A 23952-nucleotide genomic window follows, 5' to 3' on the forward strand; every position below is an offset into this window, starting at 1 on the left:
GTCGTACCGGCCACGGACGGCGTCGACCGGGCGTCCTCGGCGGCACCGCGCCGCGGACGGCGTCGACCGGGCGCCGCACCCCTCACCCCGATCCGTCGTCGACCGGACGCTGCTGCCGCACCCCGCCACGGCCGAGCCGTCAGCGGACGGCCCGGAAACGGGAAACCCCGGGGACCACCGTGGCGGTGGTCCCCGGGGCTGCCGGGGGGAGGAATCAGGCCTTGCCGTTGGACGGCTTGTTGGCCATCGGACCCTGGTAGCTCTTCAACAGGTCCATCTTGTCCTTGTTGATCGTCTCCCAGTCGTCGGCCAGGATGCCGCCGGTGTCACCCGAGTTCGGGTTCCACGACCAGTAGGTGTAGCTGATCTTGTTCTGCTTCAGGTAGTCGATCAGCGCGTGCTGCCAGACACCCTCAGCGTCCTTCATGTCGACCGAGCGGCCACCGAACTCACCGAGGATCACCGGAGCGGTGTTGCTCTTGACCAGGTAACCCCACTGCTGGTCCCACAGGGCCGGCATGTTCTTGGGGAAGGTCGGGTCGCTGAACCAGGACTGGCCCCACACCTTCGGGCTGTAGTCGTGCGCGGAGTAGACCAGCTTGGACTGGTCCGACAGCTTCACCGGGTGCTCCTTGGCGCCCTGGAGGTTACCGCCCCACCAGTAGCCCTTGCCGTCCTTGCCGTAGGTCTCGATGCCCTCGACGATGATCAGCATGTTCGGGTTGGCCTTGAGGATGGCGTTACCGGCACGCTCGGCGGCCGCCTTCCAGTCGGTCTTCTCGTTGCCGTCGCCCCAGGTGGCCTCGCCGCGCGGCTCGTTGTGCAGGTCGGCACCGATGACCAGCGGGTTGTTCTTGTACTTCGCCGCCAGGCGGACCCAGTCGTCGATCCAGGTCTTCTCGGAGACCTTCTCGGTGTACCAGAGAGCGCTCTGGCCGTACTGGTCCGGGCGGTGCCGGTCAAGGAAGACCATCATGCCGCGGGCGGTGGCGCCGTTGACGATCTTGTCCATGATCTGCTCGCCGTTGAGGCCGACCAGGTCCGGGTTCATCTTGTAGTCGATGCCCTGGGTCGGCGTGCTCTTGAGAGCCTCGTTGCTGTAGGGCAGCCGCAGGGTGTTGAAGCCCTGGGCGACCATCTGGTCGAGCATCTCCTGCCAGTTGCGCTGCCAGATGCCGTGCGGAGCGAAGTTGCCAGTCTCCAGGCCGAACCAGTTCACACCGGTGAGAACGACCTCTTTGCCGTTCGCGTCGACGATCTTTCCGCCCTCGGCATGCAACGGAGTCTGTACGCCCGTGGCCTTCGTCGCAGTCTCACCGCTGCCACCGTCGGCAGGTTTGCCGGCCGTCAGCGAGGGAATGGAGAATGCAGCCGCAATGGCGAGCAGAGTCGCCAGGACGCTGGTGTAGAGCATCGGCTTGCGTCCGCGGATACGGGAGGTCAGCCTGTCGATCGTGTTGGGGAGCCAGGAAGGTCCCATACGTGGCTCTGTCCTAACGGTCGGGCGACGTCACGTGCTGCGCTGGCACACCGGTGGTCGGAGATGCCGTGAGCAGCGCGGTCGTCGGAGCAATGTGGGCGGTTGAGGACGCGGTCGACCCGCTGACGTCGCGCGTCAGCCAATCGACACCGAATCCGACCACCACGGCCGGCGTGTGTTCACCTGCCGAGGCGGGTCAGCGCACAGTCCTGAACATCAGGACCATGCACTCAACCTCTCGGTCACGGGTACACGCTACGGAAGGGCCTTCGACCAGCAAACCGTACCGATGAATGGACTTTGCGCGCGCGATTCGCTCGGTCCCACCCACTCCGATCGGCCTACTTCAACGGGACGAGGCGCCGCTCCGCCAATCGGACGAGGCGGCCGCCCCCGCGGCAACGACGCGCGGAGATCACATCGGGCACCCCGGCGTCGGGATCCCGCCCCGACGTCAGAACCGGCACCGCCGTATCAGGGACCGGCACCGCCGTATCAGGTCAGGCACTCGGGCAGGCCCCACTCGGCGGCCTTGACGACCGCCTCCAATTTGGAGTGCGCGCTCATTTTGCTCAACAGGTGCCGGACGTGGCTACGCACTGTCGTGTAGCTCACCCCGAGCTGCCGGGCGATGTCACGGTTGTCCATACCCTCGGCCATCAGGCCCAGGATCTGCCGCTCCCGCGGGGTCAGGCTCTCCAATTGGCGGGACCGCTCCGCCTGCCGCTGCGCCTGCTCGCGCCGCCGCGCCAGGAGGGACGCCAGCTGGCGAGCCGGCACCAGGATCTCGCCCTCGGCCGACCGGCGCACCGCCTCCGCCACGTCCGCCCCGCCCGCGCTCTTGACCAGGTATCCGGACGCACCCGCCTCCAGCGCCGCCAGCATCGACTCGTCGCTGTCGTCAGCGCTGAGAAACACCACGGCGACCTCCGGCCAGAACTCGCGCAGCGCCGCCGTCGCATCCACGCCGGTGCCGTCGGGCAGCCAGTAGTCGGCCACCGCGACGTCCACCGGCTCGCTGCCGGACATGCGCTGCACCTCGGCCACGCTGCCGGCGACGCCGACGACCTCCAACTGGGGATGCTCACCCAGGAGAACCGCCAGCCCCTCGGCGACCACCTGGTGATCCTCGATGATCAAGACTCGGTACGGCGGGCCGGTCATCGACTGCTCATCGCGTCGTGTGGCCAGCCGCCGCGCAGCGCGGGTGGCCGGGGCGTCGACTCCAGGTCCGCGCCGCGCGGGATCCAGACCGAGACGGTGGTGCCCGCACCGGGCGTACCGGAGAACCGCAGCCAGCCACCGGCGAATGTGGCCCGCTCCCGCATCAGGACCATCCCGAGGTGTCCGGGCTTGCCCGCCGGTCCGTCGGAGTCACCGGCAGGAAGGCCGACCCCGTTGTCGCGGACCCGCGCGAAGTAGCCGCCGTCGGCGTGGTCGAGGGTGACCTCGACCCGGTCGGCGGCGGCGTGCTGCCCGACGTTCACCAGCGCCTCCTGGAGGATGCGGTACAGCAGGACCCTGGCCGGCAGCGGCGGCTCGGCGGTCAGCCGGTTGTCCAGGACCACCGTGATGCCGGTGTCGTCGCGCATGCGCGACAGCACGTCCCGGATCGCCGCGGGCAGCCCGAGCCGCTCCAGAGCCGGCGGCCGGAAGTCGAAGATCAGCCGGCGCAGCCGGTCCGCGGCCAGCGCGAGCGTCTCCTCCAGCCGGCCGAGGACCTCCAGCGCAGCGGGGTCGTCCAACCGGTGGCGCAACTGCTGCAGGCGCAGCATCGCCGCCGTGATCACCTGGAGGCTGTCGTCGTGCACCCCGGCGGCGATCCGCGCCCGTTCCCGCTCCTGGCTGCGGATCAGGTCGGCGAGCAGGCGTTCCTGTTCCCGCTCGGCCTCGGCGAGGCGGCGCAACCCGGCTTCGAGGGCGGCACGTGACCGGGCCGGGTCGTCCGGTACGTCGATGGCGACCACCACGGGCCGGCCGGTGGTGGTCGCGGGATCGGTCGGGCCGGCGGCGGCCATCCGGACGTCGATGGGCACCTGACGGCCGCCGGGCAGCCGCAGCGCCGACGTGGTCAGCACCGGTATCGCCGACTCGGCCACCGCCCCGGCCGCGACCTCCGCCGGCGACTGAGCCGCGTTGTCCGCCGGCTCCGCCGGCGCCTGAGCCGGCGGAACAGCCGCGCCGGTGCGCAGCGGCCGGGTCGGGTCACCCACGAGCACCCTGTCCAGCCGCTGCCCCACCAGTTCGTCGCCGCCGCGGCGGAGCAGCCGCTCCGCCGCGAGGCTCACCAGCCGGATCACCCCGGCGCCGTCGATGACGAGCAGTGCCTCCGGCGCGGCCCGGAACGCCGCCTCGTACCCGACCTGCCCGGCCATCGGCGCCTCCCGGGGAACTAGTACTTCAGGTCCGGGGGCAGAACGTACGGCGGCTGAGGTGCGACGTCGACCGGTCCAGCCGAGTTGTCGACCTTGAAGGTGATGTTCGCCGAGCCGCCGCTACGCTGTCCCACCAGCGTAAACAGCACGGCGTCCCCGGCATCGCCCGGGATCGTGTACTTGCCGGCCGCCCGCGCGCTTCCGGTGGCGTCCACCCGGAACGCGCCGACCAGTTCCTTCTTGGCGCCCTTGCCCTTGGCCGCGTAGACGTGCACCGCCTCGTTCGCACCGAACCCACTGGCGTAGAAGCTGATGATCGTCCCCGGCGAACCGCCGTAGGTACTGGTCCGCACCATCGGCATGTACGGCAGCACGGTGAAGCTGGAGACGCTCGTCGCGCCGCTGAGCTCACCCTTGAACACCAGCCGCTGGGCGCCCTTGAGCTGGTACGGCACGATGAAGCCGCCGCTTCTGAAGGTGCCGGCGCCGTCGGTCGGCACCGCCAGGATCGGCGCGCCACCGGCCGAGTTCAGCCGCACCAGCACCCGCTCGCCGGGCATGAACCCCTTGCCGGTGAAGCCGACCGGGTTCATCGCCCGGACCGCGTACGGCTTGAGTGCGATCGACGGGTACAGCTTGAGCACCTGGAACGGCAGGCTGGCCGCCGCGCCGCTCTTCTGCCCCACGATCACCAGGCTGGTGGTACCGATGGCGGAGAGACCGACCTTGATCGGGACCTTGGTCACCGCGCCGTGGGCGTCGGTGTGCAGCACGGCGTTCGGGGTGCCGCTGATGCGGCCCCAGTAGATGTTGAGGTCCTCGCCCGGCGAGAAGCCGGTCACCGACAGTGTGACGGTGTCGCCCGGCTTGCCCACGACCGCCGAGAGCTTGGCCACGCCGGCGGCGCCCGCGGCCAGTTGGGCCTGCGTCTTGGCCACCTTCTTGCCACCGCGCTGCTGCGCGGTGATATCGCGGGACGACGTGTCGGCGCTGGGCCCCAGCGACGGGAACTTGATCGTGGTGTAGAACGACCCGTACCGGTCGCCGGTCGCCGTGGCCAGCGGCGTGGTCTTGGCCTTCTTGCCGCTGCCGGTCGTCAGGACCACGTCGATCTTCGCCCCGGGGTCGAACCCGGAACCGACGATCGTCACCGGGACGTCGGGACGCACGACTCCCGGGTCGACCGTGACGATCGGCGCGCCACTGCCGAGGACCTTCACCCCGTTGACGTCGGCGGTGGGCGGCTGCGTCGTCGCCTCGGTGGTGGGGCCGGCGGTCGGCCTGGTGCCGAGCGGGTTCTTGACGCCCAGCGACGGCAGGACCGACCGGGCCAGGTTGGCCACCACGAACAGGCCCACCACCAGGATCAGCAACCGCTTCCAGTTCTGCCGGGCCCGGACGCGTACCTGCTCCGCAGACTGCGCCGACCTGGTGCGCACCGCGTTTGCCATCTCTGCCCTCCTCTGCTGTGCACGAGGCCGGCGCTAGCCGGAGTCTTTGTTGATCTTGATGACTTCCAGGTGCACGTCGCCCCGGTCGATCCGCCAGACCTGCTCGCCGTGCTGGTCGATGGCCTCGAGGATCCAGTACTCGTTGTTGCGCTCGAGCGCGTCGCGCATCTTGTTCGACATCACGACGTAGTCGACGTTGTGCCAGTCCCGATGGAAGACCTTGTCGCGGATGTCCGGGTCGGATGCGGCCTTGAAGTGCGACTGCGCATTGGGGTACTTCGGGGTGCCGTCCCGCAGCGCCACCCAGACATCGTCGTCGATGATCAGATGGGCGTCCGGCGGAATGTTCTGGCGGATCCACTTCACCTGCAGGTTCTGCATGTTGGTCTGCGGCAACCGGTACTGGTCGGCCAGCAGCAGCCGCGTTCCGTCGGAGTTCCACGCCACCAGGTACCCGTGCGGGGTCGACAGCGGCAGCCCGCACAGCATGGCGGTCAACAGCGCCACCGCCGCCGGCCGGCCGTACCGGGTGATCCGGCCGTACAGCAGGCCGATGTTGAGCGCCAGCAGCGGTACCAGCGGCGCCACGTAGAAGTCCAGGAGGACGCTGCGGGTGAGGTAGAAGCCGTACCCGATCGCCAGCAGCGCCGCACCGAGCATCGGCACCTCGCGCCGGCGGGAGTTCAGTGACAGCACGAGGTTGCCCAGCGTCGCCGCCGTGCCGGCATACAGGATGTACCTGTCCTTCCACATCCAGCTGTCGTGCAGTAGCGAGCTGAACATGGTGCCCTGGCCACCGGACGCGGTGCGGTTGAGCTGCCACCAGATCGTGTAGAGCAGTGACACGTGGTCGGCCGGCGGCGAGGACAGGTTGAAGTCCAGGTTTGCCGGCAGCAGCTCGTTCTTGATCTCCGCGTACAGCATGTACAGGGCGACCGGCGACCCCGCCGCGAACCACCAGAAGCTCGCGGAGAACCGCCGGTTGCCCTGCTCGACGATGCTGCGATGCAGCAGGTACCCGAAGCCGGGCAGCAGGAAGAGCGCGTTCTCCTTGGTGACGAGGGCGCAGCCGAATGCCAGCCCGGCGCCCATCGCGGTGACCACCCGGCCGTCCTTGCGGGCCAGGATGTACAGCCCGACCAGCACCCAGAAGACCATCAGGTTGTCCAGCAGCACCATGCGCTGGAAGTACACGGCCAGCGGCGAGACGTTGAACAGGAACGTCGCCAGGAACGCGGCCGCCTTGCTGCCCGAGTACCGCCGGACCACCTCGAACATCAGAAAGACACAGCCGACGTGGACGATCACCATCAGTACCCGGCCGATGTTGACCGGGAAGCCGAGGGAGTTGAACTGGCCGGGGACGAGCGACACCCAGCCGGCGATCGTCATCCACCCCAGCGGCGCGTGGTCGTAGAAGTAGGTGTACGGCGAGAGCTTCCCCTCGCGTAGCACCGACCACGCCTGCTCCATGTAGATGCCCTCGTCGGACAGGTACAGCGGGTACTTGAAGATGTTCCACGAGTGGGTCACCAGGCCCAGGAGCATGGCGAACACCAGCAGGGCCACGCCGCTGCGGCCCAGCCGGTCGCCGCCCGGACCGCCGGACGCCGCCGCCCGGCCGCCCGGCACCTGGTCGGGACGCGTGGGCGCCTGCTCCGGGTCGAGCAGTGCGGTCTCCGGCTCACGCGGCACGGTCGGTCACCTCCTCCGCCTCCGCGGTCCGGTGCGCACCCACGTGCGCCGTCTTCTCCCAGTCACCGACGCCGCTGAGCTGGCGCTTCAGGGCCCGCATCGCCGCGTACGCCAGCACCATCTGGTAGGGCATCCAGCCGACCGCCATGGTCACGACCGTGCGGGGGGTCGCCCGGAGCCCGTGCGCCTCGGTGAACTCGTACAGCCCGACCACGGCGGTGACGAAGTGCGCGGCCAGCAGCAGCACCGGCAACCACGACAGCAGCGCGATGGACGCCGGCACCCGCAGCACGAACGCGGTGAGCACCGCGACCGGCAGGTACAGCCCGAGCAGCGCCTGCGCGTACGGGAACATCAGCGTGTACCAGGCCAGCAGGCGCTGCTTGCGGGTGGGCAGCTCCTTCCAGGTGCCCTTCTTCAGCGTCTGCATGAATCCCTGGCTCCACCGGGTGCGCTGCTTGATGAAGTGCTGCAACGTCGGCGGGGTCTCCTCCTTGGTGACGTACCGGTGGTCGTAGACCACCCGCACCCGCTCGCCCATCACGCACACCCGCAGGCCGATCTCGGCGTCCTCGGTCAGGCACGTCTCGTCCCATCCCCCGATGCGCTCCAGCAGGTCGCGGGTGAAGAAGACGGTGTTGCCGCCGAGCGGGATGGCGCCGGCCTTGGCCTGGTAGTGCAGGCGGCTACGAAACCAGAAGAAATACTCCAGGACGTTGAAGGTCGAGTACCAGTTCGACTCGTAGTTCATCAGCTGCACGCCGGCCTGCACGACGTGCACCCGCTCGGTCACCATGATCGTGTTCACGATGCTGAAGATCTCCGGTTGGATCTCGTCCTCGGCGTCGAAGATCGTGACGACGTCGCCGTACGACTGCGTCAGCGCCGCGTTGAGCCCGTGCGGTTTGTTGATCGGCTGGTCGTCGAAGACCACGAGCTGGACGTTGTCCCGGCCCGCCGCGTTCAACCGGCGGATGGTGGTGGCGGCCCGCTCGATGGTGCCGGTGTCGTCGGCCGAGCAGACCACGATGATCTGCACGAGACGCGCCGGGTAGTCAGTGCGTGCGACGCGGTCGATGGTCTGCTGGATGACCTCCTCCTCGTGGCGCGCCGGAACGATGGCGGTGAAGGACAGATGCGGGGCGGCGCGCACGTCGGGCGCCCGGGCCAGATCCTCGGCTTCCGGCTGGTCCCAGGTGTAGATCATCAAGTAGAGCGTGTGCGCCGCCTGCACCGTCAGCAGCAGGGAGACCAGGGCTAGGGCGGCCAGCAGGATCTGCTCCATCGGTGCGCTCACTCCATATCCACGTCGAGCTGACCGCGAAGTTGACGGCGAACACGGCGGCTATCCCGACCAGGTTCGCCATCAGGTAGAAGACGCCGAGGCCGGCGAGTACCTGGACGATGGTCACGTTCACCAGCAGGGCGGTCACCGCGACCACGCTGAAGCCGGCGAACCTCCGCGCGCAGGGCCGGCCGCCCCGAAAGGTCCACAGCTCATGGAGCAGGTAGTTGTGCAGGATCGCCACCTCGACCGCGGCGATCGTGGCCGGGAGCAGCGCCCAACCCAGCAGGCCGTGCAGCAACGCCAGTACCAGGTTGTTGACCAGGACGCCGGCCGCACCCACGGCCGAGAACCGGCTCAGCCGGGGCAACGCCCGCGCGGCCCTCGACCGCCAGTGCGCCGCCCCGCGCCTGACCGGAACCGGGACACCGGCTGGCGGCACGGCACGCCAGCCGGGGGGATGCCAGGGGTGATCACTGACCGGCGGCATAATCGGCCCTTCACGATGCGTAGTCGTGAGCACGGGCGTCGCTGCCGTGGCGTCAGATGCCTGCCATGACGGCCCGCGTCGCCGCGTGCTTTCCGGTAGGAGCGGGATTCTCTCCGTTCCACCCTGCCGAGCCGGCCTCGCGTGCCGCCTCCCGCTGGGGAGGCGCTGCGGTCCCCTCCTTCGGCCTCCCCCGGCCGACCGATGCTCCCTGGTCCTCCGGAGTCGGCTGTCCGCGCCGCTCTCCCCCGGCTCCCCGGAGCCGGTCGCCGCGCCATCGGTCCGGGCCGGTTTTCTGACCGTGCTACCGGGTAGATCCCAGCACCGTAGATATCGGCGCGCAGCGGGCGCCACCGCACCCGGTGCCGACCGGCGCCGCCGCGCCCATCCCGCGTCCGGCCTTACCGAAACCGTCAGGCAGCTACCGACCCCACGAGGCACCTGAGGAGAGGTGGGTCAGTTGACCATCCGCATCCTGGTCGCCGACGACCACGCGATGGTGCGTCAGGGCCTGCGGACGTTCCTGAGCCTCAGCCCGGACCTGGATGTCGTCGGCGAGGCCGTCGAGGGGCGGCAGGCCGTCGAGATGGCCCACCAGCTCGAGCCTGACCTGGTCCTGATGGACCTGCTCATGCCCGGCCTGGACGGGGTCAGCGCGATCGCCGAGATCCGGCGCGAACTGCCCGCCGTGGAGGTGCTCGCGCTCACCGGGTACCTCGAGGACCACCTCATCGCCGACGCCCTGCACGCCGGCGCCGTCGGGTACCTGCTCAAGGACACCGACGCCGAGGAGTTGCAGCGTGCCGTCCGGGCCGCCGCCGCCGGGCAGGTGCAACTGTCGCCGGCCGTGGCCGCCCGGCTGGTCCGCGAGGTCCATCTGCCCGGCGGCCCACCGCAGCTGACCCGGCGCGAGGAGCAGGTGCTGGTCCTGCTGGCCCGGGGAAAGGCCAACGGCCAGATCGCCCGCGAGCTGCACATCGCCCCGCAGACGGTGAAGACGCACGTCAGCAACATCCTCGCCAAGCTCAACTCGCAGAGCCGGACGCAGGCCGCGCTGTACGCGATGCGGGTGGGACTGGTACCCGTCAACGAATCGGCGCCCAGCTGAGCCGGAGGCCGACCACGTGGTCACTGCACGGCGACAGGCCCGCCCGACCGACCGATACGCCCACCTGGGCCGCGCGTTGGCCGAGCTCAACGCCGCGGTCCGGGACGGCGCCGACCAGGCGCGGGTACTCGAACGCATCTGCTCGCACGCGCGTACCTTCGCCGCGGCCGCCAGCGCGACCGTGATGACCGCGGACTCCGACGGCGTCCTGGTGGTCCGCGCCGTGGCCCGGCCGGTCGCGGTCTGGCTGCGCGGGGTACGGGTGCCCCTGGGCGACACGCTCGCCGGTACCGCCCTGCGGGAGCGCGGGCCGCTGGCCGCCGGGCTGCGCCGGCCCCGTCACCGCCACGAGCAGGCCCTCGCCGCCGCCGGCCTGCGCCGGGTGCTCTACCTGCCGATACCCGGGTTCGGCGCGGTGACCGGCGTGCTCGGTCTGGGCTACCGGCGCGCCGCCGGGGTGACCGCCCGCGAACTGCGCCTGCTGGAGCCGCTGGCCACGATCGCCGGCCTGGTACCGCCGGACCGGTCACCGGACGACCCCGGCGGGCTCGCCGGGATCACCATCCGGGACCCGGGCCGGGCCGGTGACCGCCTGCAGGAGTTGGTGGACCGGGTGGTCGCGCTGACCGGTAGCACCGACTGCGCGGTGTACGTACCGAACGGTGGCCGGTCCCTGACCGCCGTCGCGGTGGCCACCGACCAGCCGGACGGCGCGCCGGTCGAGCCGGCGACCGTGTCCCGCCTGCTCGCCCAGCGGCGCCCGACCACCCTGTGGCACCTGGCCGGCGGGTTGGCGCTGTGCGTACCGGTGCCGGTCGGCGGTGCGGTGCTCGGTGCGGTGTGCGCCCGGTGGCCCGACGGCGCGCAGCCCGACCCGGCCGAGCGCATGCTGGTCAACCTGGCCGCCATGGAGGCCGCGAACCTGGTCGACAGCGGCCGCCGCCAGGCCCAGGAGGAGGAGCAGGCCGCCACCCGCGAGCGGGAGTGGCTCGCCCGGGAACTGCACGACTCGGTGGTGCAGACGCTGTACGGCATCAGCCTCGGCGCCGGCGCCGCCGGTGAGCTGCTGCGCACCGACACCACGCAGGCGCGGCAGTCGGTGGAGTGGATCCACGAGACGGCCGTGGCCGGGCTGGCCGAGATGCACGGGCTCATCCAACGCCTGCGGCCGGAGGCGCTGGCCGACAACGGGCTGACCGCCGCGCTCGGCCGGCTGCTGGAGACGCTGCATACGCTGCACGGCTGCCGTACCAGCGCGGAACTGGGCGCGGAACCGGCCGTCGGCCCGGAGGCCCGGCGGGCACTGTACCGCATCGCCCAGGAAGCGATCGCCAACGCCGCCAAGCACGCCCGGGCCGGGCAGGTGACGCTGCGGCTGTACACCGACGACTCGCACGTGGTGCTGGAGGTCGTCGACGACGGCCAGGGCTTCACGCCGGGCGGCGACCTGCGTGGGCGGTTCGGCATCCGGTCGATGCGCGAGCGGGCTGAGTCGGTCGGTGGGCGGCTGGACGTCGTGTCCGCGCCGGGCCGGGGCACGGCGGTCCGGGCCGAGGTGCCGACCGGCACGTGAGCCTGTTCAGGAGTCGAGGAGCGCCAGGTCGTCCCCGGTGAGCCGCAGCCCGGCGGCGGCGAGGTTCTCCTCCAGGTGCGCGACCCGGCCGGTACCCGGGATGGGCAGGATCACCGGCGAGCGCTGGAGCAGCCACGCCAGGGCGACCTGGGCCGGGCTGGCGTCGTGCCGGCCGGCGACCGTCGCGAGCCGGTCGTCGGCGCCGATCCCGCCGCCCGACACGAGCGGGAAGAACGGCAGGTACGGGATGCCCGCGTCCGCGCACCGGTCGAGGACCGGCTGGTCGTCGCGCCGCGTCGGGCCGTACTGGTTGGAGACCGTCGCGACGTCGGTCACCGCGAGCGCCTGCTCGAGCTGATCGAGCGTCACGTTCGACAGGCCGATCCGCTGGATCCTGCCCTCGGCGCGCAGGTCGAGCATCGTGCCGAGGGCGTCGGCGAAGCTCACCTCGCTCTGGTCCATCCAGCGCAGATGCACCACCGGGATCGCGTCCAACCGCAGGACCCGCAGGTCGCGCTCGCAGCCGGCGCGCAGCTCGGCGTCGGTGAGCGCCGGGTACCAGGAGCCGTCGTCCCGGCGGCCGCCACCCAACTTGGTGACCAGCACCAGATCCTCCGGGTACGGGTGCAGTGCCGCGGCGATCAGCTCGTTGGCGACGTCGAGCCCGTAGTACCACGCCGTGTCGATCACCCGGACACCCAGCTCGACCGCGCGGCGCAGGACGGCGAGGGCCTCGTCGCGGTCGGCCGGCGGGCCCCACACCCCCGGCCCGGGCAGCCGCATCGCGCCGTACCCGAAGCGGGGGACGTCGCGGTCGGCGAGGTGGACGGTACCGGCGGCACGGGCGTCGATCACATCGCGTGAGCCTACCGTGCCCCCCGGGTCAGCGGTACTTGCTGGCGGAGCTGCGGCGGTTGAAGCCCGCCGGGGAGTCGTTCAGTGCCTGCCGGATGAGTTCGCGCTCCTGCCGGCGCTGCGCGGTCACGTCGCGCATGGTGATCACCAGCCCGCGTACCAGCCGGTCGGTGCGCAGGTCCCGACAGCTCACCTCGACCAGTGCCCGGCTGCCGTCCCGGCGGCGCAGGCTCCAGCAGTCGCGGGCGTCGCTCTCTGTGGTCGACTGGGACCGCCGCAGGGTGCGGTCGACCTGTTCGTGGTCGTCGGGGTGGATGACGTCGCGCAGCGTCGGGAACGCGGGCAGGTCGACACCGAGAACCCGGGTCAGCGACGGGCTCGCGTACCGGATCCGCTCGTCGTCGTCGAGCACGACCACCACGTCGGCGGTGTTCTGCACGACGGTCCGCACGTACTGGTCGCCGTCGCGGCGGTTGATCGCCTCGGTCAACGCGATCCGCTCCAGGGCCAGCGCCGCCTGCGCCGCCAGCACCTCCAGGGAGTCGCGCATCGCGTCGAGCGCCTGGTCCTCGGCCGCGACGAACAACGCACCCGCCGGCCCGGTGGTGGGCGGCTCCAGGTACAGCGGGCAGACCAGGGCGGTGTCGAAGGCGGTGAGCTGGTCGCGCAGGGCGGGATGCAGCATCCGGGTCGGCAGCAGCCGGGTACGGCGGTCGGCCGCCGGCGCGGGTACCGCGTACCGGTCGCGCGAACCGCCCTCCGCGCCGTCGCCGGGGCCGGAGGTGTCACCGGTGGTGACGACGACCCGGTGCGCGACCGTGGGCGGCACGAGTCTGCCGATCGCGGCCCGCAGGGCCGCACCGACCTGCGCCGGCCCGGTGGCCGACACCAGCGCGGCGCACGCCTCGCGCAGGTTGCGTTCCCGGTCGAGGCCCCGCCGGTGCTTGGTCACCGCGTCGAACAGGCGGGTCATGACCGAGGCGGACATCAGTATCGCGGCGGCCGCGATGACCGCCCCGTCACGGGTCCGGCCGGCCATCGACTCGGCCAGCAGCGCCACGGCCGGGATCGCCAGCGACAGCCCGAGCAGCGCCGCCCACCATCGGGGCAGTCGCGCCGGTCCGGGGCTGACCGGCAGGGTCAGCCGGGTCATCGACGGTTGCAGCGCGGCCGCGCCCCAGGCCGCGTAGAAGACCAGGTATCCGAACTCCCCCGGACCGCCGGCCCGCCAGCCGCCGGCCAACTCCGCCGACCAGTAGACCACGTCGGAGACGACCAGGCCCCAGGTGCCGATCGCCAGCAGGGCGACCGCGGCGCTGCGCCGGGCCGCGACGACCAGCCGCATCGACGTGACCAGCAGCATCAGGTCGCCCATCGCGTACGCCGCCAGGGTCGACTTGCCGGCGTTGTCCAGCGTGCCGGCGCGCAGCCCGGGCTCGACCACGAGCAGCCACAGCAGGAGCGCGCCGGCGGCGGTGAACGTCAGCAGATCCAGCAGGCGGGCGCGGTCGCGGAACACCACGCTGCTCCGGGTCAGGTGCAGCAGGCCGGCGGCCACCAGGGGGAACATTCCGAAGTAGCAGGCGTCGACGAGGACCGGCACCGGGTCTCCGGGCCGCCGGACGGTGGCGTCGAAGATCGCGTCGCCGGTCGCCATCACGGCGATCGCGGCGGCCAGCAGCCACCACGGCGCTCTCCGGCGCGGCGCGTGCCGCCGGGCACCGAGCACGATCGCACCGGCACTGGTGAGGCCGATCGCCGCCCAGGTGACGGCGCCCTGCCCGGGGAGGGCGAACACGCCGATGCCGAGCACGGCCATCAGCGTTCCGTACACCGCAGTGATCCGCCCGGACACCGGCTCCCTTTTGTCGATCTTGGAAGTGCTCGGTCATGGATCGCGCTTATTGTCCGTCGTCTGGTCTACCAATCGAATGTCGTGGTGTACATCAGCCGGTCGGCCGATGACGCGCGGCCACGAACCCGAGGATGCGGCTCCAGGCGTCGGCCTGAGCCTCGGCGTACTCCCCCAGCTGCGACTCGAAGAAGCCGTGCGGCGCACCGGGATAGGTCACGATCTCGTGTGGTACGCCGGCCTCGGCGAGCGCCGCGTCGAACTCGGCCACCGCGGACGCCGGTATGTTCTCGTCGGCCCCACCGAACAGGCCGAGGATCGGCGCCCGCAGCCCGGGTGCGAGCTGCGTCGGCCCGGGCTTGCCCAGGAGCGTGCCGGGCATCCCGTACAGCCCGACGACCCCGGCGAGGCCGAACCGCGGCGCGGCGGTCTGGAACGCGAACCGGCCGCCCAGACAGAATCCCAGCGACAGGACGGTGCGGCAGCCCGCGACCCGGTGCAGGTGGCCGACCGCGGCGTCGACGTCGGCGTACAGTCCGTCGCTGGTCAGCCCGGCCAGGTGCGGCATCAGGTGGTCCATGTTCCCGAAGCCCGGTCCGCGGTCGCGCCAGCCGGTACCCGCGGTACGCCCGTAGTAGTCGATGGCCAGCGCCGCGTGGCCCTGCTCGGCCAGCCGGAGGGTCAACTGCTCGTAGAAGCCGGACAGGCCACGGTTGTCGGGCAGGACCAGCAGACCGGCCCCGGATGCGCGCTCGGGCCGGGCGAGGTACGCGTCGAACCGGGCGCCGTCGGCCGAGGTCAGGATCAGCGGTTCACCGGTGGCGGCGGTGACGGGCGCGCCGTGGCGGGGCGGTACGGCGTCGGCGTCGTAGCACATGGGCGGCTCCTCTCGGAGGGGAAAGGTCGCCGCAATGCTAGACAGCTACATCGGACAATATAGCACAAAATAGATCTGGAATCAAGATCCCCGCGTCCGGCAGCGGCTCCACCGTACGGACGATGACGGATCCGGACCACACCGACCCGGCGCGATCGCGCTCGGCGCGGTGGTGGTCGACACGCTGATCACCCGCGACGGCAGGCCAGTGATGGGCCACCAGGCCACTGCCGTACACCACCGTGAGCGGCAGGTCGTGGACGCGAGGGGTGCGGCGCCGGGCCGCTAGCGCACGGGATCGTCACCTCATCCGCGACCGTCGACGTGACGATCTTGACGCAGCGATCTCCGACACCGCCGGGCGGGTGGCGCGACAACAGGGGGCGGCTACCGGCACAATGCACCCCGAACCCACCACGAAGGCGGATCAAGATCGTGACTACGTCTGTGTACCAGCGGATCGCCGACGAGCTCGGCGTACGTGAGCGGCAGGTGAAGGCCGCCGTCGAACTGCTCGACGGCGGGGCCACCGTGCCCTTCATCGCCCGCTACCGCAAGGAAGCCACCGAGATGCTCGACGACGCGCAACTGCGCACGCTCGAGGAACGGCTGCGCTACCTGCGCGAGATGGAGGAGCGGCGGACCGCCATCCTCGAGTCGATCCGCAGCCAGGGCAAGCTCGACGACGCGCTCGAAGCGCAGATCATGGCGGCCGACTCCAAGGCCCGACTCGAGGACATCTACCTGCCGTACAAGCCCAAGCGGCGCACCAAGGCCCAGATCGCCCGCGAGGCCGGGCTGGAGCCGCTGGCCGACCAACTGCTCGCCGACCCGACGCGCGATCCGCAGGCCACCGCCGGTGCGTACGTCGACGCCGACAAGGGCGTCGCGGACGCCGCGGCGGCGCTGGACGGCGCCCGGGCGATCCTGATCGAGCGCTTCGGCGAGGACGCGGACCTGATCGGCACGCTGCGCGAGCAGATGTGGGCGCGGGGCCGCCTGGTCGCGAAGGTACGCGACGGCAAGCAGGAGGCCGGCGCGAAGTTCGCCGACTACTTCGACTTCGCCGAGCCGTTCACCAAGCTCCCCTCGCACCGGATCCTCGCCATGTTCCGGGGCGAGAAGGAGGACGTGCTCGACCTCGTCCTCGAACCGGAGGAGATCGCCGACGAGGTACCGGTCGGCCCCAGCACGTACGAGGTGCGGATCGCCGAGCGCTTCGGCATCGCCGACCGTGGCCGGCCGGCCGACCGCTGGCTGCTCGACACCGTGCGCTGGGCCTGGCGTACCCGGATCCTGGTACACCTGGGCATCGACCTTCGTACCCGGCTGTGGCAGGCCGCCGAGGACGAGGCCGTGCGGGTGTTCGCCGCCAACCTGCGCGACCTGCTGCTCGCGGCGCCGGCCGGCACCCGCCCGACCATGGGCCTCGACCCCGGCCTGCGGACCGGTGTGAAGGTCGCCGTGGTCGACGGCACCGGCAAGGTGGTCGCCACCGACACGATCTACCCGCACGAACCCCGGCGGCGCTGGGACGAGTCGATCGCCACCCTCGCCCGGCTCGCGGCGGCGTGCAAGGTGGAACTGATCGCGATCGGCAACGGCACCGCCTCCCGCGAGACCGACAAGCTCGCCGGGGACCTGCTCAAGCGGCACCCGGAGCTCAACCTCACCAAGGTCGTGGTGTCGGAGGCGGGCGCCTCGGTGTACTCGGCCTCGGCGTACGCCTCCCAGGAGCTGCCCGACCTCGACGTGTCGCTGCGCGGCGCGGTCTCCATCGCGCGCCGGCTCCAGGACCCGCTCGCCGAACTGGTCAAGATCGATCCGAAGTCGATCGGTGTCGGTCAGTACCAGCACGACCTGGCCGAGACGAAGCTGTCTCGCTCGCTCGACGCGGTCGTGGAGGACTGTGTCAACGGCGTCGGGGTCGACGTCAACACCGCGTCGGTGCCGCTGCTGACCCGGGTGTCCGGCATCGGCGAGAGCCTGGCGCGCAGCATCGTGGCGCACCGCGACGCCAACGGCCCGTTCCGGAACCGGCGGGCGATCAAGGACGTCCCGCGGCTCGGCCCCAAGGCGTTCGAGCAGTGCGCGGGCTTCCTGCGCATCCCCGGCGGCGACGACCCGCTCGACTCGTCCAGCGTCCACCCGGAGGCCTACCCGGTGGTGCGCCGGATCATCGAGGCGACCGGCTCCGACCTCAAGGGACTGATCGGCAACGCCCGTACCCTGCGGACGCTCAAGCCCGAGCAGTTCGTCGACGAGACGTTCGGTGTACCCACCGTCACCGACATCCTCGGCGAGCTGGAGAAGCCCGGCCGTGACCCGCGCCCGGAGTTCAAGACGGCCACCTTCACCGAGGGCGTGGAGACCCTCGCCGATCTCCAGCCCGGCATGGTCCTCGAGGGCGTGGTGACCAACGTCGCCGCGTTCGGCGCCTTCGTCGACATCGGTGTCCACCAGGACGGACTCGTCCACGTCTCGGCCCTGTCGAAGACGTTCGTCAAGGACCCGCGCGACGTGGTGAAGCCCGGCGACATCGTCCGGGCGCGGGTACTCGACGTGGACATCCCGCGCAAGCGGATCTCGCTCACGCTGCGGCTCGACGACGAGGTGGACAGCCGCGGCGACCGGCGCGGCCCGTCCGAGGCCCGCCGCGACGACGCACGCCGGGCCGGACCGGGCGGCGGTCGCCAGGGCGGCGGCCAGCAGCGCCAGGGCGGCGGCCAGCAGGGACAGCAGCGGCAGGGCGGCCAGGGCCGGCAGGGACAGCAGCGGCAGGGCCGCGGCGCACCGGCCGACACCGCGCTCGCCGACGCACTGCGGCGCGCCGGCCTGCTCGACCGGTAACCCGGCCTGCTCGACCGGTAACCGAGCCGGGTGGGCGCTCCGCCCGAAACCAAGATCCGCGCAATGTCGCCGACATTGCTGCTTCGATCGGCGAGATAGCAACAATGTTTGCGACGTTGCGCGGATCTTGGTCAGCACGGTCAGGCCCGGGGCGGCTCAGGCCCGGGCGGGGCGGGCGGCTCAGGCCCGGGCGGGGCGGGGCGGCTCAGGGCTCGGCGACGGCGGCGGTCACCCGTACGTCGGGAGTCCCGGCAGCCGTGGCGCCCCGTGATCTGCCGGTGGCCAGTACCGAACCGCCGAGGATCAGCGCGAACCCGGCCATGATGCCGACCGTGAGGGGCTCGTCCAGGAACGCGACGCCGAGCGCGACGGCGACGGCCGGATTGACATACGTGATCACAGTGGTCCGGACCGGCCCGACCTCGTTGATCAGCGCGAAGAAGATCAGGAACGCGATCGCGGTGCACAGGAGCGCCAGCACCAGTACCGCCGCGACGACCGTCGGCGATGGCAGGCGGGCCGGCAACTGGGCGATACCGACCGGGGCGTACCCGATGGCGGTGAGCGCCAGCGACGCCGCGACCACACCGAGCGCCGGCAGGTCGGACAGACTGCGGGCGAGGATGAACGGCCCCAGCGCGTATCCGACGACGACGACCGCCATCTCGACGTATGCGACCCCGTTACCGCTCCCCAGGTCCACACCGACCAGCGCGGCGACCCCGGCGAGGCCCACGAGCAGGCCGGTGAGCCGACGGACGCCGAGCGGTTCGTGGTTCCCGGCGACGCGCGCCAGTACCGCGCCCACCAGCGGCACCCCGGCGACCAGCAGCCCCGCCAGCGAACTGCTGATGCGCCGCTCGGCGCTCGACAGCAGCAGCCACGGCACGGCCAGTTCGCCGACGGTGTACGCGAGCAGGGGCTTCCACCGCGGCAGGAGTACCCGGAGCTGACCTCGTGCCGCGGCCACCGGCAGCAGCACGGCGGCCGCGATCCCGGTACGCAGGAACACGAGCGACGCCGGCGGGAACGCACCCACAGCGACCTTGATGAGCAGGTACGGCACGCCCCAGATAAGGCACATCGCCGCGAACAGGATCCAACCGCGCCGGGACACCGGCCCTCCTCTCCACGTCCGCGCCAGGATGCCACGGACAGGACCGATTCTGCCCGCCGGTCCTTTCATTCGGAGGTCGGAGCCGCCGCCGGCAACGCGATCGTCGTCACGATCCAAGCGATCGACAACCGGTGCGGGAAACAGGTGAGCGGTCGAGAGGAAATAGCCGGACGCCGGGCCCGCGCCGGCCGGCGCGGGCCCGGCCGGCGGGGCCGACGGATGAAGCGGAGGAATAAACCGGCCGGGATGGGTAGCTGCGGCCCGCGTGGAACGAGTGAGCCGGTTACCCGTCGTTCGCATCTGGAGGGTCACGCTGTGCGATTACTGCACCTGGTGCTGGTGGTACTGGCCGTCATGTCGCTTCCGCCGGTCCTCGTCGAACCGGTCAGGGTCGCCCACGTGACCGCCGACGATCTCCTCGGCCGGACCCGGACCTGCACTCCCGCCTCGGTGGGCGGCTACACGACGTACGACGGCACCCTGGCCGACGTACCCGTCTGCAAGGCCGGCTCGGCGTACTTCTGGAAGGCCGGCATGGGCATCGACTGCGACGGGCCGGCCACCACGAGCTGCAACGCGCGCACCGACCCGAGCTACCAGAGCCAGACCCTCTGCGTGCCGCCCGACTGCCGGTACCTCACCGCGGAGGAGACGTACTATCTGGTGATCCCAATGCCGAGCGCGCGGTTCGACTATCGCGCCGCCGGGATCAGGCCCGGCGACGTCGGCGCCGTCGTCTACGGCAAGAAGGTGGTGTACGCGGTGTTCGCCGACGTCGGTCCCGAAGCGCGTATCGGCGAGGCGTCGTACGCGGCCGCCAAGGCCCTCGGGATCAATCCCGACCCCGCCCTCGGCGGGGCCAGCTCCGGCGTCACGTACATCGTCTTCCCCGGCCAGGCACCCGATGTCATCGGCGACAACGCCGCCGCACACCAGGCCGGCGCGTCGGCCGCCCACGCGTTCGTCCACTCCTGACCGCCCGCGGCCCGGACCGGTACGGGCGAGCCGACCGCCCCGGGTACCGGCTCAGCTCGGCGGCAGCGCCCGCTCCATCGCCAGCACCTGCTCGACCCGCTCCAGCAGTTCGTGTGGCATGAACGGCTTGGCCAGCATCGCCGTCGCGCACGACGCCTGCGCGTCGGTGGGCAGCCACCCGCTGACCAGGATCACCGGGATGTGGGCCGTCGCCGGGTCGCCGTGGATGCGTTCGCAGATCTCGTTGCCGCTGGTACCCGGCATGACACCGTCGAGCAGGACCAGGTCGGGCCGGCACTCGTGGATGCGCTGCCAGGCCGCCTCGCCATCGGGCTCGGCGACCACCGTGTGTCCGGCGCGCTGCAGGACACGGGTGACGACCTCGCGGATCCGCTCGTTGTCATCGGCCACCATCACCAGCGCCATCACCGACCACCCTTCGTCGCCACCGCTACCCATTCGCCTAACGGCGAACGGGACCGAAACGATGCGGCCGTCCCGGCTAGCGTGGCGCGTATGACATCGTCACAGACCGACCGGTCGGTTCCCGCGCCCCTCCTGGTGACCACCGGCGACGAGCGAGCCGTGCTGGACGCGTTTCTCGACTTCCACCGCGGGGTGGTCCGCAGCAAGGCCAGCGGCGTGTCCGACGAGGACGCCCGCCGTCGGCTGGTCGGTTCGCAGACGACGCTCGCCGGGCTCGTCAAGCACCTGACCGTCGTGGAGCGGTCCTGGTTTCCGCACCTGCTCACCGGGGCGGCATTCGGCCAGGAGGCCGGGGACGGCGGCGAGGAGGTGACCGGCTTCGAGGTCGGCCCGCACGAGTCGATCGAGGATCTCATCGCCGCGTACGACCGGGCGTGCGCGGTGTCGCGGGAGGTGGCCGCCGGCTTCCCCCTGGACCACGTGGTGCACCACCCGCAGGTGGGGCCGGTGTCGCTGCGCTGGATCATGGTCCATGTCGTCGAGGAGACCGCCCGGCACGCCGGCCACGCCGACATCCTTCGCGAGCAGACCGACGGCGCGACCGGCGTGACAGGCTGAGCGGGTGTGGCCCCGCCGACCGGGGCGTGCTCGCCGACCTCCAACCGTGACCCACCGGCGCCCGTGAGCCATCTCCACTCATGAGCCACCGGCGCCCGTGAGTCACCCGGGTGCGGCTACAGCAGCCGCAGCTGACGCGCCTTGAGCACCGCCTCCCGGCGGTGGGCGGCGTGCAACTTGCGGTAGATGCTGCGCACGTGGGTCTTGACGGTGTTGACCGACAGCGACAAGTCGGAGGCGATCTCGTGGTTGGACAGCGCGCCCTGCAGGTACCGCAGGACCGTCATCTCCCGCTCGCTCAACGGCTCGACCAGCGACGCCGCCGGCAGGGTCCCCTCGGTGGGCGGTACCGCGGTCGCCTTGAGCGCCTCACTGATCGTCGACCAGTACGCGGTGCCGGAGTCGAGCTGGTCGACGAGCAGCTCGCGCAGCCGTGGCCCGCCCTGGGTTAACAGGCGCCGGAAGCCCTCCGGCTCGGCGAGCTGCAACACCCGTTCCAGCAGCACGGACGCCCGGTGGTCGTCACCGACCAGCCGAGAGGTCACCGCGGCCAGCAGCCCGCCCTCCAGGCGCACCGGCAACGGCGGGCCGTCGCGGTGGTCCTCGGCCCAGGCCGGCAGGACCCGGGCGGCGGTGGCCGGGTCGTCGTCGCGCAGGTACGTGCGGGCCAGCGCCACCGCGACGGCCGGTGAGGGTCGCCGCCGGTCGTCCAGCAGCGGGGCGAGCACCTCCCGCGCGGTGTCGGTGTCCCCGTACTGGCTGCGCAGGTCCGCCTCGGCGGTGGTGAGCCACTCCCGCAGGTACCGGGACGGGTCCGCGCCCAGGTCGCGACGGGCGGCGGCGAGCACCTCGTACCCGGCCGCCAGCTCACCGCGGGTCCGCAGCACCCCGGCCCGGGTGGTGGCCGTGACGGTGGTGAGGATCGGCTCGCCGCCGTGTGCGGCCGCGGCCGACGCCAGGTCGAGGTACCGCTCCGCGTCGTCGAGGCGGTCCCACTCGTACCGCACCAACGCGAGCGCCAGGTAGGCGTAGGCGCTACCGGTGAGGCGGCACCGGCCGGTGCACGGTGGCAGTGCCAGCGCCGCGCGGGCCGCCGAGTCGGCCGCCCGCAGCTCGCCGCGCAGCGCCCGCAGCAGGGCGAGCGTGCCGGCGCACAGCAGCCGGGCGCAGGACAGGCCGGCGGTCTCGGCGGCGGCCAGCCCGGCGTCGAGCGCCTCGGCCGCGGCGGCCAGGTCGCCGTCGTTGAGGTGGGCCGATCCGCGGGCGGTGTACGCGATCGTCGCCACGCTGGCCTGTTCGCGGGACGGCTCCGCGGCCGGTTCCGCCGGGGGTGCCGACGCGAGCAGCCGCGCGGCCAGCGACAGGATCGTCGCCGTGTCCCCGACGAGCTGCGCCCGGGCCAGCGCGAAGGCGGTGGCGATCAGGGTGAACCGGTCCCGGCGGCCGGCGGCCAGCCGCTCCCGGTGGGCGTCGGCCAGCCGCAGGTACCCGTCGGCCCCGTCGAGGTCGCCCAGGTCGAGCCGGTCGGCCGCGTAGGCCAGCGCCAGCTCCGGGTCGGTCCGGGCGGTGTCGTCGGGTGGCGGGTCCGGCACCAGCGTGCGCAGCGCGCCGTTGCTCCGGCACAGCGCGAGGACCGGCCAGTGCTCGACCAGCAGCGCGGTGGCGTACCGCCAGTCCCGCGCCGCGAAGGCGTGCCGCAGCGCGTCGGCGGGCAGGCCGTGAGCGGCGTACCAGGACGCGGCGGCCCGGTGCAGCCGCGGCACGTCACCCGGCATCCGCCGGCCCAGCTCGGCGCGCAGCAGCTCGCCGAAGAGCCGGTGGTAGCGGTACCACGGGTACTGGCCCGGCACGGCGACGGTGAAGGCGTTGCGACGCTCGAGCTCGGCGAGGATGGGCGCACCGTCGCCGCGCCCGGTCAGCGCGTCCATCAGTCCGCCGCACACCCGTTCCAGCACCGAGGTGGCCAGCAGCGCGTACCGGACCTCGGGCGGCTGGTCGGCGAGCACCTCGCCGGTGAGGTACTCGGCGATGTCGGGCTGCTCGCCGGAGAACTGGTCGACGAAGCGCGGCGGGTCCGGGTGGTCGCGCATGGCCAGCGCCGCCAGCCGCAGCCCGGCGGGCCACCCCTCGGTGTGTTCGTGCAGCGCGGCCAGGTGCCCCTCGGGCAGTTCGACGCCGTGGCGGGCGAGCAGCTCCGCCGTCTCGCCGACGGTGAACGCCAGCTCCCGCGCCCCCAGCTCGGTCAGCTCGCCCGACAGTCGCCACCGGTGCAGCGGCAGGCCGGGGTCGACCCGGGTGGCGACGACCAGCCGCAGCCGGCCGGCGCTGTGTCGCAGCAGGAACTCCAGGCCGGCGGGTACCGAACGGTCGCTGACCTGGTGGAAGTCGTCCAGGACGACCACCACCGGGCCGGGCAGCCGGGCCAGCGCGTTCGCGAGCTCGGCGAGGTACACGTTGTGTGCCACGAACCCGGGCGCCGGCACGCTCTGCTGGTCCTCACCCTTGGTCACCCCGGACGAGGTCAACGCGAAGTGCAGATATGACCAGAATCGGTCGCCCTCGTCCTCGGCCTCCATGGTCAACCAGGTGACCGGCTGGACCGGACCGCCGGCCCGTACCCAGGCATTCAGCAAGGCGGTCTTGCCCCACCCGGCCGGGGCGGCCAGCACCGTCAACGGTCCGCGTACGCCGACGTCCAGCGCCTCGACGAGACGACGACGGGTCACCAGACCGTCCGGCAGCACCGGGACGGCCAGTTTGGACGTCAGCAGCGGCACGGTCGCCGACGCGTCGGTCGGGCCAGCCGGCACCGTCGCGTACCTCTGATCGTTCGCACCAGCGAACACCCGATCACCGCGCATCCTGATCCCCGGCGGGCACGTCCGCTCGATAGCCGCGACCGGGCGCCGTAAACCTCGTACGCCCCAG

Annotated in this window: 17 protein-coding genes and 1 pseudogene; 5 read left to right on the top strand and 13 right to left on the bottom strand. The window is 71.8% G+C overall.

Annotation, left to right across the window (positions count from 1 at the left end; all coding sequences use genetic code 11):
* Positions 1-214: 214 nt before the first annotated feature.
* From ACNTMW_RS17810 to ACNTMW_RS17840, 7 genes and pseudogenes are all read right to left on the bottom strand, one after another.
* Entirely contained in the window at positions 215-1480 is a 1266-nt protein-coding gene (locus ACNTMW_RS17810) for a glycoside hydrolase family 5 protein (protein ID WP_426634773.1), read from the bottom strand.
* 495 nt (positions 1481-1975) lie between these two features.
* Positions 1976-2644: a response regulator gene (locus ACNTMW_RS17815; RefSeq protein ID WP_426634774.1), complete on the bottom strand. Its 669-nt coding sequence runs from the start codon at positions 2642-2644 to the stop codon at positions 1976-1978.
* Positions 2641-3855: a sensor histidine kinase gene (locus ACNTMW_RS17820; protein ID WP_426634775.1), complete on the bottom strand. Its 1215-nt coding sequence runs from the start codon at positions 3853-3855 to the stop codon at positions 2641-2643. Before ACNTMW_RS17820 ends, ACNTMW_RS17815 begins: the two co-directional genes overlap by 4 nt.
* A gap of 17 nt (positions 3856-3872) precedes the next feature.
* Positions 3873-5306 (bottom strand): hypothetical protein, encoded by a 1434-nt coding sequence (locus tag ACNTMW_RS17825; RefSeq protein ID WP_426634776.1) that lies wholly within the window; start codon positions 5304-5306, stop codon positions 3873-3875.
* 33 nt (positions 5307-5339) lie between these two features.
* Complete coding sequence (locus tag ACNTMW_RS17830; protein ID WP_426634777.1) at positions 5340-7001, bottom strand: ArnT family glycosyltransferase; 1662 nt, start codon at positions 6999-7001, stop codon at positions 5340-5342.
* Complete coding sequence (locus ACNTMW_RS17835; RefSeq protein ID WP_426634778.1) at positions 6991-8298, bottom strand: glycosyltransferase; 1308 nt, start codon at positions 8296-8298, stop codon at positions 6991-6993. The genes ACNTMW_RS17830 and ACNTMW_RS17835 overlap by 11 nt, the downstream gene beginning before the upstream one ends.
* A gap of 13 nt (positions 8299-8311) precedes the next feature.
* Positions 8312-8776 (bottom strand): annotated as a pseudogene (locus ACNTMW_RS17840) (GtrA family protein); the annotation flags it as partial.
* Positions 8777-9233: 457 nt separating this feature from the next.
* Here ACNTMW_RS17840 and ACNTMW_RS17845 point away from each other — a divergent pair.
* Complete coding sequence (locus ACNTMW_RS17845) at positions 9234-9881, top strand: response regulator (protein ID WP_426634779.1); 648 nt, start codon at positions 9234-9236, stop codon at positions 9879-9881.
* Positions 9882-9897: 16 nt separating this feature from the next.
* Positions 9898-11454, top strand: coding sequence for a GAF domain-containing sensor histidine kinase (locus ACNTMW_RS17850; RefSeq protein WP_426634780.1), 1557 nt, complete (start codon positions 9898-9900; stop codon positions 11452-11454).
* A gap of 6 nt (positions 11455-11460) precedes the next feature.
* Here ACNTMW_RS17850 and ACNTMW_RS17855 read toward each other — a convergent pair whose 3' ends face one another.
* From ACNTMW_RS17855 to ACNTMW_RS17865, 3 genes are all read right to left on the bottom strand, one after another.
* Positions 11461-12309 carry an aldo/keto reductase gene (locus tag ACNTMW_RS17855; protein WP_426634781.1) on the bottom strand — a complete coding sequence of 283 codons (849 nt, stop codon included), beginning with the start codon at positions 12307-12309 and terminating at the stop codon, positions 11461-11463.
* Between the two features lie 28 nt (positions 12310-12337).
* Complete coding sequence (locus ACNTMW_RS17860; protein ID WP_426634782.1) at positions 12338-14143, bottom strand: PAS domain S-box protein; 1806 nt, start codon at positions 14141-14143, stop codon at positions 12338-12340.
* 112 nt (positions 14144-14255) lie between these two features.
* Positions 14256-15038 (bottom strand): dienelactone hydrolase family protein, encoded by a 783-nt coding sequence (locus ACNTMW_RS17865; protein WP_426634783.1) that lies wholly within the window; start codon positions 15036-15038, stop codon positions 14256-14258.
* A 435-nt stretch (positions 15039-15473) separates the two neighbouring features.
* On the opposite strand from ACNTMW_RS17865, the gene ACNTMW_RS17870 reads away from it, so the two are divergent.
* Positions 15474-17888 carry a Tex family protein gene (locus ACNTMW_RS17870; RefSeq protein WP_426634784.1) on the top strand — a complete coding sequence of 805 codons (2415 nt, stop codon included), beginning with the start codon at positions 15474-15476 and terminating at the stop codon, positions 17886-17888.
* Between the two features lie 205 nt (positions 17889-18093).
* Here the strand turns inward: ACNTMW_RS17870 and ACNTMW_RS17875 are convergent, their stop codons facing one another.
* Positions 18094-19005, bottom strand: coding sequence for a DMT family transporter (locus ACNTMW_RS17875; RefSeq protein WP_426634785.1), 912 nt, complete (start codon positions 19003-19005; stop codon positions 18094-18096).
* 315 nt (positions 19006-19320) lie between these two features.
* On the opposite strand from ACNTMW_RS17875, the gene ACNTMW_RS17880 reads away from it, so the two are divergent.
* A complete protein-coding gene (locus ACNTMW_RS17880) occupies positions 19321-19980 on the top strand; it encodes a glycoside hydrolase family 75 protein (protein ID WP_426634786.1) in 660 nt (219 codons plus the stop codon).
* A 51-nt stretch (positions 19981-20031) separates the two neighbouring features.
* Here ACNTMW_RS17880 and ACNTMW_RS17885 read toward each other — a convergent pair whose 3' ends face one another.
* The gene (locus ACNTMW_RS17885) at positions 20032-20406 is read right to left on the bottom strand and encodes a response regulator (RefSeq protein WP_426634787.1); all 375 of its coding nucleotides are present in this window, start codon (positions 20404-20406) and stop codon (positions 20032-20034) included.
* 90 nt (positions 20407-20496) lie between these two features.
* Between ACNTMW_RS17885 and ACNTMW_RS17890 the strand changes: the two genes are divergently transcribed.
* A complete protein-coding gene (locus ACNTMW_RS17890; protein WP_426634788.1) occupies positions 20497-21024 on the top strand; it encodes a DinB family protein in 528 nt (175 codons plus the stop codon).
* 116 nt (positions 21025-21140) lie between these two features.
* Here ACNTMW_RS17890 and ACNTMW_RS17895 read toward each other — a convergent pair whose 3' ends face one another.
* A complete protein-coding gene (locus ACNTMW_RS17895) occupies positions 21141-23834 on the bottom strand; it encodes a winged helix-turn-helix domain-containing protein (RefSeq protein WP_426634789.1) in 2694 nt (897 codons plus the stop codon).
* Positions 23835-23952: the final 118 nt, after the last annotated feature.

This window comes from Planosporangium spinosum, assembly GCF_049999945.1.
GTDB classification, from domain to species: domain Bacteria; phylum Actinomycetota; class Actinomycetes; order Mycobacteriales; family Micromonosporaceae; genus Planosporangium; species Planosporangium spinosum.